Genomic DNA, 14,585 nt, shown 5'->3' with positions numbered 1-14,585 from the left:
ATAAACGTTTAAAAACTTATCGTTTACCTTTTATATATGGAATTCCACTTGCTTTCGGTGCATATGCTTTACCTATAAATCCAGCAACCGCCAAGATCGTCAAGACATAAGGTAGTACATGTAAGAAATAACTTGGTATTTGGTCAATGTAAGGAATTTGCCCTCCCACAATACTTAGCGCTTGAGCAAAACCAAAGAATAAAGCCGCTCCTAGAGCACCAAGTGGATGCCATTTACCAAAAATCATTGCTGCAAGTGCCATAAATCCTTGTCCATTTATAGTAGTATGGCTAAACTCTCCTGAGATAGATTGCGAATAAACCGCTCCCCCTATACCAGCTAGAGCTCCAGATAATACAACCGCTATATAGCGCATTTTTGTAACATTTACACCCATCGTGTCTGCTGCCATCGGATGCTCACCAACAGCACGTAATCTCAATCCAAATGGAGTTTTATAAATAACAAACCAAGCTAGAATCGCTATTGCTACAGCTAAAATCGACGTTGAATAAACATCCTTAAAGAACATTGGTCCTATCACCGGTATATCACTTAAAAATGGTATGTCAAATCGTATAAAACGTTCTTGAATATAATCTGTTTGACCTTTACCATAAATCATTTTCACTGAGAATAATGCAATTGCGACACCAAGCATATTGATCGCAACCCCAGAAATGGTCTGGTCAGCACGGAAAGATATTGCTGCAACTGCATGCATTAAGGAAAAAATTGCTGAGACAACCATAGCTGCAAGTAATGAAACCCAAGGAGTAAAGGCTCCAAAAGTATCTACGAACATTAAGTTAAATAATATACCAATAAATGCTCCCATTACCATCAAACCTTCAAGTCCAATATTAATAACACCTGAACGTTCAGAAAACACCCCACCAATGGCAGTAAAGATTAATGGAGCAGCATAGAAAATAGCCGATGGAATAATGAAATATAGAACATCTAAAAAGCTCATATTATTTCGCCTCCTTTTTCTTGTTCATTTTTTCAAGGAAATAGCGAATAACGTAACCACAAGCTACAAAGAAAATAATGATTGCAATAACAATCGATACAATTTCAACAGGTATTCCTGCTGCGTTCGGCATATTTAAAGCCCCATATTTTAAAGCCCCAAATAAAGTTGCTCCGAAAACCACTCCAAGTGGAGTATTCGCACCTAAAAGGGCTACGGCGATACCGTCAAAACCTATTCCAGTAAATCCACCTTTTACATTCGCGTATTGGAATGTACCAAGTGCCTCCATAGCTCCAGCTAGACCAGCAAAAGCCCCAGAAATAACCATAGATAAAATAATATTTTTATTTACATTCATACCAGCATATTGAGAAGCATTTTTGTTAAAACCAACTGCTTTTAGCTCGTAACCAGTCGTAGTTTTTTCTAAGATAAACCACATTAATAAAACCATCGCAAGAGCAATGAAAATACCATAATGTAAGCGTGAAAAGTCAGTCATACTTTCAAAAAATGCCGATTTTAAAGACGCGGTCTCTTTAATAGTACCTGTGTTATCTCCTCCATCCGAAATAATTCGAATAAGGGCATTTGTTGTATGAAGTGCAATATAGTTCATCATAATCGTTACAATTACTTCATGAACTTGCAACTTCGCTTTTAATAACCCAGGAATAAATGCCCATATAGCACCTGCTAATGCAGCTGCAATAATAGCAAATGGAAGATGTATATACATTGGTAAATCGAAAGCTACACCAACATATGCAGCTGCGAACCAGCCAACTAAAAGTTGTCCTTCTACCCCAATATTAAACAATCCTGTTCGGAACGCAAAAGCCACTGCTAGACCAGATAAAAGGTATGGTGTTATTTGACGGATTGTCTCTCCGATTGCATATGAATCTCCAAAAATACCATTCCATAATGCAATATAACCTTGTACTGGATCATATCCACTAACAAGCATGACGATAGCTCCGACAAGCAACCCTAAAATAACCGATATAACAGGGACAAGAATATTTACTACTCTATTCGACATGCTGTTTATCCCCCTGGTTCACTTCAATTTCTTCTCTTATGCTTTGACCTGCCATTAACAAGCCAAGCTCTTGCTCAGTTGTATCTTTCGGATATACAGTATCAACAATTTGGCCATCATGAATAACCGCGATACGATCTGAAACATTCATTACTTCATCTAATTCAAATGAAAGAAGTAGAACTGCTTTTCCATTATCACGTTGTTCGATTAAGCGTTGATGAATAAATTCGATAGCACCAACATCAAGACCTCTCGTTGGTAGTGCAGCAATTAAAAGTTCAGGATTACGAATAATCTCACGACCAATAATTGCTTTTTGTTGATTTCCTCCTGATAAGGAACGCGCAAGTGAATCTTCGCCTTGAGTACGAACATCAAAGTCACTAATTACTTTTTTTGCCAGCTCCGATACTTTCCCATAATCCATAATTCCTTTATTCGAAATCGGTGACAAATAGTATGTTTGTAACGCAATATTATGCCCTATTGAAAAGTCTAATACTAAACCATGTTTATGACGATCTTGTGGGATATGCCCAACTCCTGCTTCTGTCACTTGACGAGGCTTTTTGTTCGTAACATCTTGTCCATTGATAGAAATAGTACCTTTCTTAACTTTACGAAGGCCAGTAATAGCTTCTATTAATTCGGATTGTCCATTCCCATCAATACCAGCTATCCCTAGTATTTCTCCTTTACGAACTGTTAAATTTAATCCCTTAACTTTTTCAATTCCTCTGTAATCCGTAACAGTTAAATCTTTGATAATAAGCGATTCATCTGTAGGATGAGCCTCTTCCTTAATTGTTTTAAAGTCGACTTGTCTTCCTACCATTAGAGAAGCAAGTTCATTTGGATTTGTTTCGGCAGTAATAACTGTTCCAATTCCTACACCTTTACGAATGACTGTAACACGATCAGAAACGTCCATTATTTCTTTTAATTTGTGCGTAATTAAAATAATTGATTTTCCTTCTTGGATAAGTCTTTTCATAATTTGAATTAGTTCATGAATTTCTTGAGGTGTTAAAGAAGCAGTAGGTTCATCAAAAATTAAAATTTCTGCTCCACGATAAAGTGTTTTCAAGATTTCAACACGTTGTTGCATACCTACAGAAATATCTTCAATTTTTGCGTTTGGATCTACATCTAAACCATACATCTCGGATAATTTCTGTATTTTTTTTGAAGCATCTTTAATATTGATAGTTCCATTTTTCGTTAACTCATTACCTAAAATAATGTTTTCAGTTACCGTAAAATTTTCTACAAGCATAAAATGCTGATGTACCATACCTATTCCAAGATCGTTGGCAACGTTTGGATCAGTAATCTTAACTGATTTTCCGTTAACTTTTATTTCACCAGCTTCTGGTTGATATAGACCAAATAAAACATTCATGAGAGTGGACTTTCCAGCACCATTCTCCCCTAGCAGAGCATGAATTTCTCCCTTCTTTAATTGAAGGGTAATGTTATCATTTGCAACAAACGATCCAAACTCTTTACGAATGCCAAGCATCTCTATTACATAATCCAATGAATTCACTCCCTACTATACTAGTACAAAATTAATACAAGAAAGACTTTAAATTTTCATCTTATAGATTATTGGAAATAGTTTCATAATCCATAACCCTTATAACCTGAAATGTCTATCTATTAAATTAGACTCAAAAATCTAATGAAGACTTTAAATATTTAAAATCTTTCATCTACTAATTAAAGAATCATAAAGACCGATAACTCGGCCTTTATGATGTGCGTTACAAAATTATTCTACTGTTTCAGGTACTACGATTTCACCTGAAGCAATTTTATCAGAGAACTCTTTAACTTTTGCTAGAACATCTTCTGGAATAGCTCCACGAGAATCAGCAAGGCCAACTCCTTCTTCCGCTAAACCATAAGTTACTGTTTTTCCACCTGGGAAGTTTCCAGCCATTGTTTCTTTTGCAATGTTTTGAACAGCTACGTCAACACGTTTTTGCATAGATGTAAGAGTTACGTTAGTATCACCAACTGCACCCTCTTCGTATTGGTCAGAGTCAACTCCGATTACCCATACGTTAGCATTTGCATCTTTTGTTTTACGTTCTTTTGCTTCAGCGAATACACCATTACCAGTACCACCAGCTGCGTGGAAAATAATATCTACTCCTGAAGAGTACATACGGTTTGCAGTAGTTTTACCAAGTGCTGCATCATCAAATTTCCCTGTATATTGAACATCTACTTTAATGCTTGGATCTACAGCTTTAACGCCTTCTAAGAAACCAGCTTCAAAACGTTCGATAACTGGAATTTCCATTCCACCAACGAATCCGATTTGTTTAGATTCAGACATTAGAGCAGCAGCTACACCTGCTAAGAATGAACCTTCTTGCTCTTTAAACATTACAGAAGCAACGTTTGGTGCATCAACAACAGCATCAATGATAGCAAGTTGAGCATCTTTTTGTTGCTCAGCAATAGTTGCAATTGGTTTTTCCATTAGGAAACCAATACCATAAACTACGTCAAAGTCACGACGTACTAAGTTATTTAAGTTTGTATTGTAATCAGCGTCTGATGCAGATTGAAGGTAATCATATCCACCGTCACCTTTTTCAAGACCGTTTTCTTTCCCAAATGCTTCAATACCTTCCCAAGCTAATTGGTTAAATGATTTGTCATCTACTCCACCAACGTCAGTTACCATTGCTAAAGAAAAGTCTTTTGCTTCACTTGCAGTTGAACCTGAACCTTCATTACCTTTTGAAGGAGTAGCCTCATCTTCTTTTGCACCACATGCTCCAAGAATTGTTCCAGCAGCAAGTACAAGTGACAGTCCTAATCCAAATTTACGTTTTGTCAAATTGAAAACCCCCATTTTTTTCTTATTAGCAGGAATTTAAATCTTTTTACACCCTTTTCCGAACAACATGAAAGCTAAATTTATCAGCTCGAAAATAGTTTTTCGAGTACAAAACTACACGATCATTTTCATCGTAGTGAAGTTGTTTTAATACAAGCAATGAAGTTTCTGGTTCACAGTTTAACGTCGGTGAAGCAATTTCATGATATCCCACTGGATCAATAAATGTTACCGCGTGCGAAACTCTAATTTCTCCCGATTCCTCTAATGCATTAAATATCGAACCTTCTTCTCTAACAAGAAAATCATTTGGCAAGTAATTTTCTGGAACTTTATCTATACAATATACAACTGGCTCACCATTTGCAGTACGGACTCGTTCCATCGATATTATTGATTGTTCTTCACTACACTGAAAGCGTTTTATATCATCTTCAGAAGCAAGTGATTGCATAGAACTAAGATAAATTGTTCCCGGTTCCATTCCTGCACTTCGAATCATGGATGAAACACTAGATAATTGTTCAATTCCTGAAGTAAAAACAGGCTTTGAATTAACAAATGTGCCGACACCATGTCTTCTAATAATGACATTTTCTTCTTCCAATAAGCGAAGTGCTTCTCTTAAAGTTGCACGACTTACTCCAAGCGTTTTAGCTAATTCAAATTCTGACGGAAGCTTTTCCTTTTCTTTGAATATGCCATTGTCAATGTCTTGTTTAAGACGATCAATTACTTGAAGATACAGATGACGATGGTCTATTTTAATTGTCAACGAAAACACCACCATTTTGAAGAGATCAGACCTCCGATGTAAAAGATTCCTACTAATCAGTCATACTATAACATTTTTAATGATTGAAATAAATACTTTTATTAATATTAGAATAAAAGATTTAACGTAAAATTTAACTAAATGTAATGTTTTTGTCATATTATATCTTCAAAGTGTGATACTAATTACCAAAAAATAATTATATATGTCCTCATATTTCTTCATCTAACGCTTGTTTAGATATAAGCACTTGCCGTGGCTTACTTCCTTCATATGGACCAACAACTCCACCCATTTCGAGCTGATCAATAATTCGAGCAGCACGAGAGTATCCAATTCTAAAACGACGTTGTAAAAGGGAGACAGATGCAGTCTGCATGTCTGTTACTAATTGCAATGCATCTTCATATAACTCATCTCGGTCTAGTTGTTCTGAAGATTCTTCCACTTCATCAGGAATCATTTCTTCCTGATAATTTGCTTTTTGTTGTTCAATGACAAAATCTACTACTCGTTCTACCTCAGCATCTGATAAATATGCACCTTGAACACGGACAGGCTTCGAACTTCCAGCAGGTAGGAAAAGCATATCTCCACGCCCTAAAAGTTTTTCTGCTCCTCCCATATCTAATATAGTTCGTGAATCAATAGCAGAAGATACTGCAAATGCTATTCTCGAAGGAATATTTGCTTTAATAATACCCGTAATAACATCCACACTTGGTCGTTGTGTAGCAATTATTAAATGAATACCAGCTGCCCGTGCCATTTGTGCAAGTCTCGTAATAGAATCCTCCACATCACTTGAAGCTACCATCATTAAATCTGCTAGCTCATCAACTATTACGACTATATATGGAAGTTTTGGATGTTTCTCTTCATTTTCTTCATTCCATTTATCAATGTGTTCGTTATATCCACCTATATTTCGTGTTCCTGTGTGAGAAAATAAATCATATCTTCTTTCCATTTCCGATACAATTTTTTTCAAGGCTTGTGAAGCTTTTCTTGGATCTGTCACAACTGGAGCTAACAGATGGGGAATGCCATTATACACATTCAACTCTACCATCTTAGGGTCAATCATCATCATTTTCACTTCATGAGGTTTAGCTCGCATCATAATACTTATTATTATTCCATTAATGCAAACACTCTTCCCACTACCGGTAGAACCTGCAACGAGTAAATGAGGCATCTTGTTTAGTTCCGCTAATACAGCTTGTCCCGTCACATCTCTACCAAAACCAATTAGAAGCTTTAGATTAGGCTTGTTATTTTCTTTGGATTCTAGCACTTCACTCAGGCTAACAATTGCAACTTCCTTATTCGGAACCTCTATACCGACTGCAGATTTCCCTGGAATTGGAGCTTCAATTCGAATATCTCTCGCTGCAAGTGCTAAAGCTAAATCGTCATGTAGGCTTACAATACGGCTTACTTTTACTCCTACATCAGGAAGCACTTCATATTTTGTAACTGCTGGCCCTAAATGAACCTGAGTAACTTTTGCTTTTACTCCAAAACTTAAAAAAGTTTGTTCTAGCTTTTTTGCATTCGCCTGAATTGCATTTAATTCTCCACTTTGATCACTGTGAGTAGATGAATCTAAAAGTGACATCGATGGGAGTTGATAATCTTCATTTTCAATAACTTCTGATTCCATATTAATTTCTAATGGTTCGGGAGCTTCTGTTGACTCTTCTCTTTTAGAAATTCGTTCCGTAAATGCAGAAATGATAGGAGCCGAATCTTGAATTATTTCTTCTTCTAATGGAAGAGTTTTTTCCTCGTGTATAGTAACTGCTTCTTCTTGGACCATTTCTTTTTTTGTTCTTCTTGCTTTTCTCTCCGATACTACTGGTTTTGATTTTTTCTTACGTCTTTTAAACAACTCTTTAAATTTAGGAGATACCTCAACTAAATAAGGAACTAGTGCTTTACCTGTTATTAATACTATACCTATAAATAGCAATAGCCATCCAGCTACTTTTGCTCCAGCAGCATCAAACAACACATGAAAAGAGGCAAACAGGATAGCACCAATCATTCCACCACCAAGTGAACTGCTTCTATCTGTAATTCCTCCACTTTCTACTAATACTCTATAACTTTCTCTTAGTACAGAATTTGTTACTAATGCATTTCCACTAAAGAGCTGCTCAAAGAGAGATAAATGACTAAATAACAAAAGACTACTTAATACAAAGGCAAAACCTAATAAAAGTCGATGATTCCAAGAAGGAAATGTTTGTTTAATCATAATAATTAGTGCAAAAACAATTAATAGAAAGGGTACAGCAATATGCCAATTACCGAATAGAAAATAACCTACATACGCTAAACTTTTTCCGACAAGGCCGTATTCATAAAACGAGATAATTGCAATTCCAATAACGATTAATCCAATAATTTCATACATTAATGGATGTAACGTTTTTTTGGCTGCTGCTTTTTTGACTGGTTTTTTCCTTTTTTGTGCCATCTAAGTCACCTGCTTTCCTCAAAATGATAAAAAGGATTTCCTTCCGCAATAATCGGAAAGGAAATCCTTATATACTCACATTAATATTCCATAATAATCGGGATGATCATTGGACGTCGTTTTGTTTGTTGGAATAAATATGAATTTAGCGTATCGCGGATTTCTTGTTTTATGTTTGTCCATTCAAACGTTTCTTTATTCACATATTTTTCAACAACTGTTTTTACTAGTTTAGCAGACTCATCCATTAACTCTTCGGACTCTCTTACATATACGAATCCTCTTGAAAGTATTTCTGGTCCAGAAGCAATTTTCTTTTGAGCACGGTTTAATGTTACAACAACTATAAATATACCGTCCTGCGATAAAAGCTTACGATCACGTAGAACAATATTACCTACATCCCCTACACCAATACCATCAATTAATACGTTACCAGCTTGAACTCTTCCGCTCATTCTCATTTTTCCATTTTTATATTCGACAATATCTCCCTTATCTGCAATAAAAATTTCTGATTTAGACATACCAATATCTTGAGCTAATTTAGAGTGAGCCATTAACATACGGTATTCCCCTTGAATTGGAATAAAATAAGTCGGCTTTGTTAAGTTAAGCATCATTTTTAAATCTTCTTGACTTCCGTGTCCAGAAACATGGACATTTTTTTCTGAAGTCAATACTTTTGCACCCGCTTTAGCAATTTGGTTCATCGTTGAATACATCCCAACCTCCATACCAGGAGAAGGGGTAAACGTGATTAATACTGTATCTGTGTCTTTAATTTTTATATCTTTGTGATGTTTACGAACCATTTTTTCTAATGCTTCTAGGGGTTCCCCTTGATTGCCTGATACAATTACAACTATATCATTATCGTTATACTTCGATATCTCTTTTATTGGAATAATTGTGTCTTCTTCCACTGTAAAATAGCCTAAATCTAACCCAATTTCAAATATATTTTCTAGGCTTTTTCCTGCTATCGCAACTTTTTTATGAGTTTCTGCAGCTTTATCTAATACTTGTTGAATACGTATAAAATTTGAAGCATATAAAGATACAAGGATACGTCCTTGAGAAGCGTGGAATGTTTCTGATAATTGGTTTTCTATAACTGCTTCTGAAGTTGTATATCCTGGTCTTTCTGCTTCCGTTGAATCAGATAATAAAATAAATACGCCTTCTTCACCTAATCCGGCAATTTTTGCGATATCAGGGCGATATTTTCCTTTAGCTGATTGGTCGAATTTAAATTCTCCTGTATGCACAATTGCGCCCTCTGAAGTATGAAAAACAATACCGAGTGAATCTGGTATACTATGTGTCGTATGGAAAAAAGTCACATACGTATTTTGGAAATTCATACGGCTCTTATTCGTTACTTCAAAGTATTTAACCTGTTGCTTTGTAGGCAAAGCTTTCATATGAGTTTTAGCTAAAGCAATTGTTAACTTAGATCCATACACTGGTGCTTGTACTTTTTGCAGTAAATACGCAATTGAGCCGATAGCATCCTCGTGTCCATGAGTTAAAAATATACCTTTTACACGACTCTTATTTTCTTCTAAATACGTGATATCTGGTATTACAATATCAATACCTAGCATTTCATTTTCTGGGAACATAAGTCCACTGTCTACTACGAATATTTCTTCGTCAATTTCTACCACATACATTGCTTTTCCGATTTCTCCCACTCCACCAAGCGGTATAATTCGAATAAGTTCATTTTTTACTTTAACCAATTGTTTTCCTCCTAAAATTAACCCGACCAACATCCACTAGTTTTCATTATATCGAACGTCAACGATTCGCACAATAATAAAAGCATAACGCATTTGTTAGAAACTAATAGTAACTACGAAAAATACTTATTGTCTCTATAAGTTCAAAGCTTAGCGCTCGCTTTCCACGGTCGATTGTTGAGCCGCTTGGGCCAACACGATGTTGGATCATGCAATAATTGCCGCAGGACGCGGCGAACTTAGATTGCCTTCCATTTGACGGAGCGTACTTAGCCTACCTTCCTCTCCTACGTTGAGGGCACTGAAAGTCTATAGAATTTGCATTACTAAATAATGTCGTCCAATAAATAAGAAAATCGTTGAAAGACTCCCTTTCCGCGGGCGTTGTCTTTTTCAACGATTTTCTATAAATACTAATTGAAAAAATGTAAGTAATAAAAACTTGCTCTATTAAGGGCATGATGATTTCCTAATTGAAAAGGGGATTATAGTTAATTGAAGTAGAAGGCGGCGACTCCAGCCGGAATAGCAAATGTTTTCTGCACCGAAAGCGAAGCGGCAGGTGCATGAACTGAAGACCCTAGACTGAGCGTAGCGAAATTAATTTTTGCGACGAGCTTGCGCAGGAGCAAGGGAAGCGGCTGAAGTCATGCCGGCGGAAAGCGTCCGCCTGGAACGGAAATTAACGGATCCAAATAATAATCGAATATGTGAACAACTTGTCGTCCACATACTGTTATGAAATCTCATTGAAGACTTTTTCAGTGCCCTCGATCGTAGCGAAGGAGGAGGCTCGGCGCTCGCCCGCGGAAAGCGTCCGCCTGGAACGGAAAAATACTGCACTTTTTAAAATAGATGCTATGAAGAAAGAGGCTGACCTAAAAAGTCATTTTATATGACTTTCAGGACAGCCTCTTATTATTATTTGCTCTCTAAATAACTTTCCCAAATTCGATCGAATGCTGTTTTTTCTTCTGGAGTCATTTCCACTAAAGGTAAACGTAAGGAACCTACTTCTAACCCTATTTTTGAAAGGGCGTATTTAACAACAACTGGATTTGGATGTTCAAATAAAGCTTTCATCACTGGTAAAATTCGTTGATGGATACTTGATGCTTTTTTATGCTCACCTGCATGAAATAATTGAATCATCTCTTGCATTTCGGTTCCGATAACATGAGAAGCAACCGAGATTATTCCTGATCCACCAATTGCAATCAGTGGTAACGTTAAAGAGTCATCCCCACTATAAACTAGAAAATCCTCTTCCGTGTTTGCTAATATTTTTGTCATTTGATCCAAACTTCCACTTGCTTCTTTTACAATTTGAATCGACGGAATTTCACTTAATTCGACAATCGATTCCGGTTCCAAATTAACAACCGAACGACCGGGGATATTATACACAACTATTGGTAATGTAGTCGCATTTGCAATTGCTTTGAAGTGCGCAATCATACCTCTTTGATTTGGTTTATTATAGTAAGGAGTCACTATCATAAGAGCGTCTACTCCAAGTGCCTCTGCTTTTAAAGATAAATCAATGGAAGCAGCTGTATTATTGCTTCCTGTTCCTGCTATCACGGGAACTCTTTTGTTCACTTTTTCTACAACAAATTGTATTAATGATAATTTTTCATCTGTTGATAATGTTGGAGATTCTCCAGTTGTTCCGCATACAACTAGAGAGTCAGTTCCATTAGTGAGTAAGTGTTCAATTAGTTTCTCTGTTGCTATATAGTCGATTAATCCATCTTTTTGAAATGGAGTAACCATTGCTGTAGAAACTTGACCTATATTCATTTTTCTTACACCTCTTTTAGTATGCCCTCTTCAATTAAAGCTTCAGCAATTTGTATGGAGTTAAGTGCTGCCCCTTTTAACAAATTGTCGGAAACGATCCACATATGGAAGCCTTTCTTGTTTGAAGGATCTTTTCTAATACGGCCAACAAAAACATCGTCTTCATCTTCTGCAAAATATGGCATTGGATAAAGTTGTTGCTCCGGTTTATCTTGTACAGTGATACCTTTCGCAGTTGAAAGCACTTCTCTGATATCATTTACTGTTACATTTTCATTATCTACTTCGATATAGACAGATTCCGAATGTCCTGTAACTACTGGAACACGTACACAAGTTGCAGCAATAGAAAGTTCAGACATAGACATTATCTTTTTTGTCTCGTTCATCATTTTATGTTCTTCAAATGTAAAACCATCTGTTTCGAACACATCAATTTGAGGAATAACGTTTCCTGCAATCGGATAATGCTTTTCGGCACTTTTCACTGGCAAGATTTGTGGTTGTGGATTTTTCACTTGAATTGCTTCACTTTGAACAGTTAGCTCTTCAATTGCTGCAGCCCCTGCTCCAGAAACAGCTTGATAAGTAGAAACGATTACTTTATTTAAACCAAATTGTTGACGGATAGGTTCTAAAGCACAAACCATCTGAATAGTAGAACAATTCGGATTAGCAATAATCCCTGTTTGCTCATGTAATGCTTGTTTATTTACTTCAGGAACAACAAGAGGAGTATCCTTATCCATACGGAATGCACTTGTGTTATCAATAACAATAGCACCTCTATTGCTTGCTTCTTTTGCCAAAGCTTTTGATATAGCGCCACCTGCAGAGAAAAAAGCAACGTCTACTCCTTCAAAAGAATCAGGTGTTGCTTCTTCAATTGTATAGGATGAACCATTTACTTCTACTTGTTTACCTGCTGATTTTTTAGAAGCTAATAGCTTTAAAGTCGAATAGGGAAAGCTTCTCTCTACTAATTTTTCAATAATTTTTTGACCAACTGCACCAGTCGCTCCGACTACTGCTACTGTATAACCTTGTGACATAAAAGCTCTCCTCCTAAAATCAAAACATTTTTGCGATATTGTTTCATATTATACATGAAAATACATGAAAATACACTACCTATTATATTTAGAATGAATGAGTTATAAGTAAAGGCTGTAATTGCTTTGATTGAATAGCATGTTCAACGGTTGGTATGATTTGAGTAAAGTCGGCAATTAATGAGTTTGGTTTTTTATGAGGATTGTCTTGACCAAAGGGGATAAAGTAAATATTTTTGGTAGAAAGCAGTTTCATTATATTCATACCATTTAATCCAAGTGCATCATTCGTTGAAATACCTAATACAACTGGCTTACCGTTTCGTAAAGTAGCTTTAGCAGCCATCAAAACAGGTGAATCAGTTTGGGCATTGGAAAGCTTACTAATTGAATTACCAGTCATCGGCGCAATAACCATGCAGTCTAATGGATTTGTCGGTCCAAAAGGCTCTGCTTCCACAATTTTAGAAACTACTTTACTTCCACTTGCTTTTTCTATTTTTTCAATCCATTCTTCACCTGTTCCAAAACGAGTAGCTGCTGTTAAAACAGAATACGTAATAATAGGAACAACAGTTGCACCTTTATCTGTAAATTGATTAATCATTGGAATGACTTCCTCATAAGTACAATGAGAAGCGGTTATTCCAAGACCTATTCTAAGACCATTTAACACAAATTATCCCCCTCTAGTAAAGCCAATTGAGTTCGAACAGACCTAGCTAATAAATTTCCTGCATCTTGAGGAAAATACATCCCTGGCAGACTTGTTGGGTTTGCATAATTTTCTGGAATATTTTCACTTGAATCTAATAAGCATCCTGGCTTTGATGCAAGATCAATAATTTTATTAAAAAATATTGTATCTTCATTACTTAACCATTTGGAAGGTATTGTATTAACTAAATAAACTGTAGGATCTTTTAATTTTTCAATTACATAATCTAATGCTTCAATTTCATATCCATAACTTTTTGCTTCAAACAATTGATTCTCGGAGCGTACAGATATGATTACTTTTGCTCCTAAATGATGTAGTGCATATGCTAGCCTTTTTCCGACCCTTCCATAACCAGTTATGATAAATCTTTTGTTGTACACAGACTGCTTCTCATTTAAATAAAAATAATTAATAAACCCTTCAGCGGTAAGATTTGCATTATCCCAAATCCACGGTTCGTCTTCTAAATAGTAAAATACTTTTCTATTATTCTCGTCACATGCACCCTCTATTTCTTCGTATTTCTTACCAACAAAAAGTAATTCACATGTACTTGGTAAAGCGAAAGGATGCTCCATCTTCATAGCTTGGATGGGCATGAATACAATATTCGGTTGGAAATCGTGTATAGCGTTCTCAACCTCATCATTCCAAACCATCGTTGAAAATAATTTAACTTCTAAATTCTCGGATAATTCATCTTTGAGGTACTGTAACCGATCATCGGTACCTATGATTGCTAACTTATTGTTCATAATAACCACTTGAATCATTTAAAGAATCTGCTTCATTAAACAAAATACGGTCTTTCCCTATTAGAATAATTTCTTCCCACGAAATAAATTCTTTTTTCTTATTTGCTTTATTTCCTTGAAAAAAAGAAGCTGACTTTTGATATACCTCAAATCCTTGAATCTTCCCCGTAGTTGGATCAAAAAGTAACTCGGTATTCGCAAGTCTTCCATATCTTGCACCGTCTTTTACTTGGATAAGCTCTTTTTCAGCAAGTTCCGAAAGTAACAACCTTTTCCCTCCCCCTTATACTTCTACTTATGTATATGCCTTTTCCTTAAACAAAGTGAATAGAAAAAAGGACCTGATTGGATGAAATAAAGCA

Annotated in this window: 12 protein-coding genes; all 12 read right to left on the bottom strand. The window is 35.9% G+C overall.

Going from position 1 to position 14,585, the window contains the following annotated elements:
* Positions 1-16 precede the first annotated feature (16 nt).
* On the bottom strand, positions 17-976 hold the full coding sequence (locus tag PGC35_RS08190) for an ABC transporter permease (RefSeq protein ID WP_056829337.1): 960 nt from the start codon (positions 974-976) through the stop codon (positions 17-19).
* Position 977: 1 nt separating this feature from the next.
* Positions 978-2,024, bottom strand: coding sequence for an ABC transporter permease (locus PGC35_RS08185; protein WP_056829335.1), 1,047 nt, complete (start codon positions 2,022-2,024; stop codon positions 978-980).
* On the bottom strand, positions 2,014-3,567 hold the full coding sequence (locus tag PGC35_RS08180; RefSeq protein WP_375218826.1) for an ABC transporter ATP-binding protein: 1,554 nt from the start codon (positions 3,565-3,567) through the stop codon (positions 2,014-2,016). Before PGC35_RS08180 ends, PGC35_RS08185 begins: the two co-directional genes overlap by 11 nt.
* Before the next feature lie 234 nt (positions 3,568-3,801).
* Positions 3,802-4,884 (bottom strand): BMP family lipoprotein, encoded by a 1,083-nt coding sequence (locus tag PGC35_RS08175; protein WP_375218825.1) that lies wholly within the window; start codon positions 4,882-4,884, stop codon positions 3,802-3,804.
* A gap of 46 nt (positions 4,885-4,930) precedes the next feature.
* Complete coding sequence (locus PGC35_RS08170; protein ID WP_053589925.1) at positions 4,931-5,659, bottom strand: GntR family transcriptional regulator; 729 nt, start codon at positions 5,657-5,659, stop codon at positions 4,931-4,933.
* Positions 5,660-5,870: 211 nt separating this feature from the next.
* Positions 5,871-8,144, bottom strand: a complete 2,274-nt coding sequence (locus PGC35_RS08165) for an FtsK/SpoIIIE family DNA translocase (protein WP_375218824.1) — start codon at positions 8,142-8,144, stop codon at positions 5,871-5,873.
* Between the two features lie 80 nt (positions 8,145-8,224).
* On the bottom strand, positions 8,225-9,892 hold the full coding sequence (locus PGC35_RS08160) for a ribonuclease J (RefSeq protein ID WP_053589927.1): 1,668 nt from the start codon (positions 9,890-9,892) through the stop codon (positions 8,225-8,227).
* Positions 9,893-10,813: 921 nt separating this feature from the next.
* On the bottom strand, positions 10,814-11,695 hold the full coding sequence (dapA, locus tag PGC35_RS08155) for a 4-hydroxy-tetrahydrodipicolinate synthase (RefSeq protein ID WP_375218823.1): 882 nt from the start codon (positions 11,693-11,695) through the stop codon (positions 10,814-10,816).
* Between the two features lie 5 nt (positions 11,696-11,700).
* A complete protein-coding gene (gene asd, locus PGC35_RS08150) occupies positions 11,701-12,747 on the bottom strand; it encodes an aspartate-semialdehyde dehydrogenase (protein ID WP_375218822.1) in 1,047 nt (348 codons plus the stop codon).
* 88 nt (positions 12,748-12,835) lie between these two features.
* Positions 12,836-13,423 carry a dipicolinate synthase subunit B gene (locus PGC35_RS08145; protein ID WP_375218821.1) on the bottom strand — a complete coding sequence of 196 codons (588 nt, stop codon included), beginning with the start codon at positions 13,421-13,423 and terminating at the stop codon, positions 12,836-12,838.
* The gene (locus PGC35_RS08140) at positions 13,417-14,241 is read right to left on the bottom strand and encodes an NAD(P)-dependent oxidoreductase (protein WP_375218820.1); all 825 of its coding nucleotides are present in this window, start codon (positions 14,239-14,241) and stop codon (positions 13,417-13,419) included. Before PGC35_RS08140 ends, PGC35_RS08145 begins: the two co-directional genes overlap by 7 nt.
* Positions 14,213-14,491: a YlmC/YmxH family sporulation protein gene (locus PGC35_RS08135; RefSeq protein WP_053589932.1), complete on the bottom strand. Its 279-nt coding sequence runs from the start codon at positions 14,489-14,491 to the stop codon at positions 14,213-14,215. The genes PGC35_RS08140 and PGC35_RS08135 overlap by 29 nt, the downstream gene beginning before the upstream one ends.
* Between the last annotated feature and the right edge of the window lie 94 nt (positions 14,492-14,585).

The organism is Psychrobacillus sp. PGGUH221, assembly GCF_042055255.1.
Lineage (GTDB): Bacteria > Bacillota > Bacilli > Bacillales_A > Planococcaceae > Psychrobacillus.
This window is presented reverse-complemented; position numbering and strand designations above follow the sequence as displayed.

Excerpts from the sequence above, each read along its gene's own strand:
- PGC35_RS08190 (WP_056829337.1), bottom strand. The coding sequence starts at position 976 with ATGAGCTTTTTAGATGTTCTATATTTCATTATTCCATCGGCTATTTTC.
- PGC35_RS08185 (WP_056829335.1), bottom strand. The coding sequence starts at position 2,024 with ATGTCGAATAGAGTAGTAAATATTCTTGTCCCTGTTATATCGGTTATT.
- PGC35_RS08165 (WP_375218824.1), bottom strand. The coding sequence starts at position 8,144 with ATGGCACAAAAAAGGAAAAAACCAGTCAAAAAAGCAGCAGCCAAAAAA.
- dapA (WP_375218823.1), bottom strand. The coding sequence starts at position 11,695 with ATGAATATAGGTCAAGTTTCTACAGCAATGGTTACTCCATTTCAAAAA.
- asd (WP_375218822.1), bottom strand. The coding sequence starts at position 12,747 with ATGTCACAAGGTTATACAGTAGCAGTAGTCGGAGCGACTGGTGCAGTT.
- PGC35_RS08140 (WP_375218820.1), bottom strand. The coding sequence starts at position 14,241 with ATGATTCAAGTGGTTATTATGAACAATAAGTTAGCAATCATAGGTACC.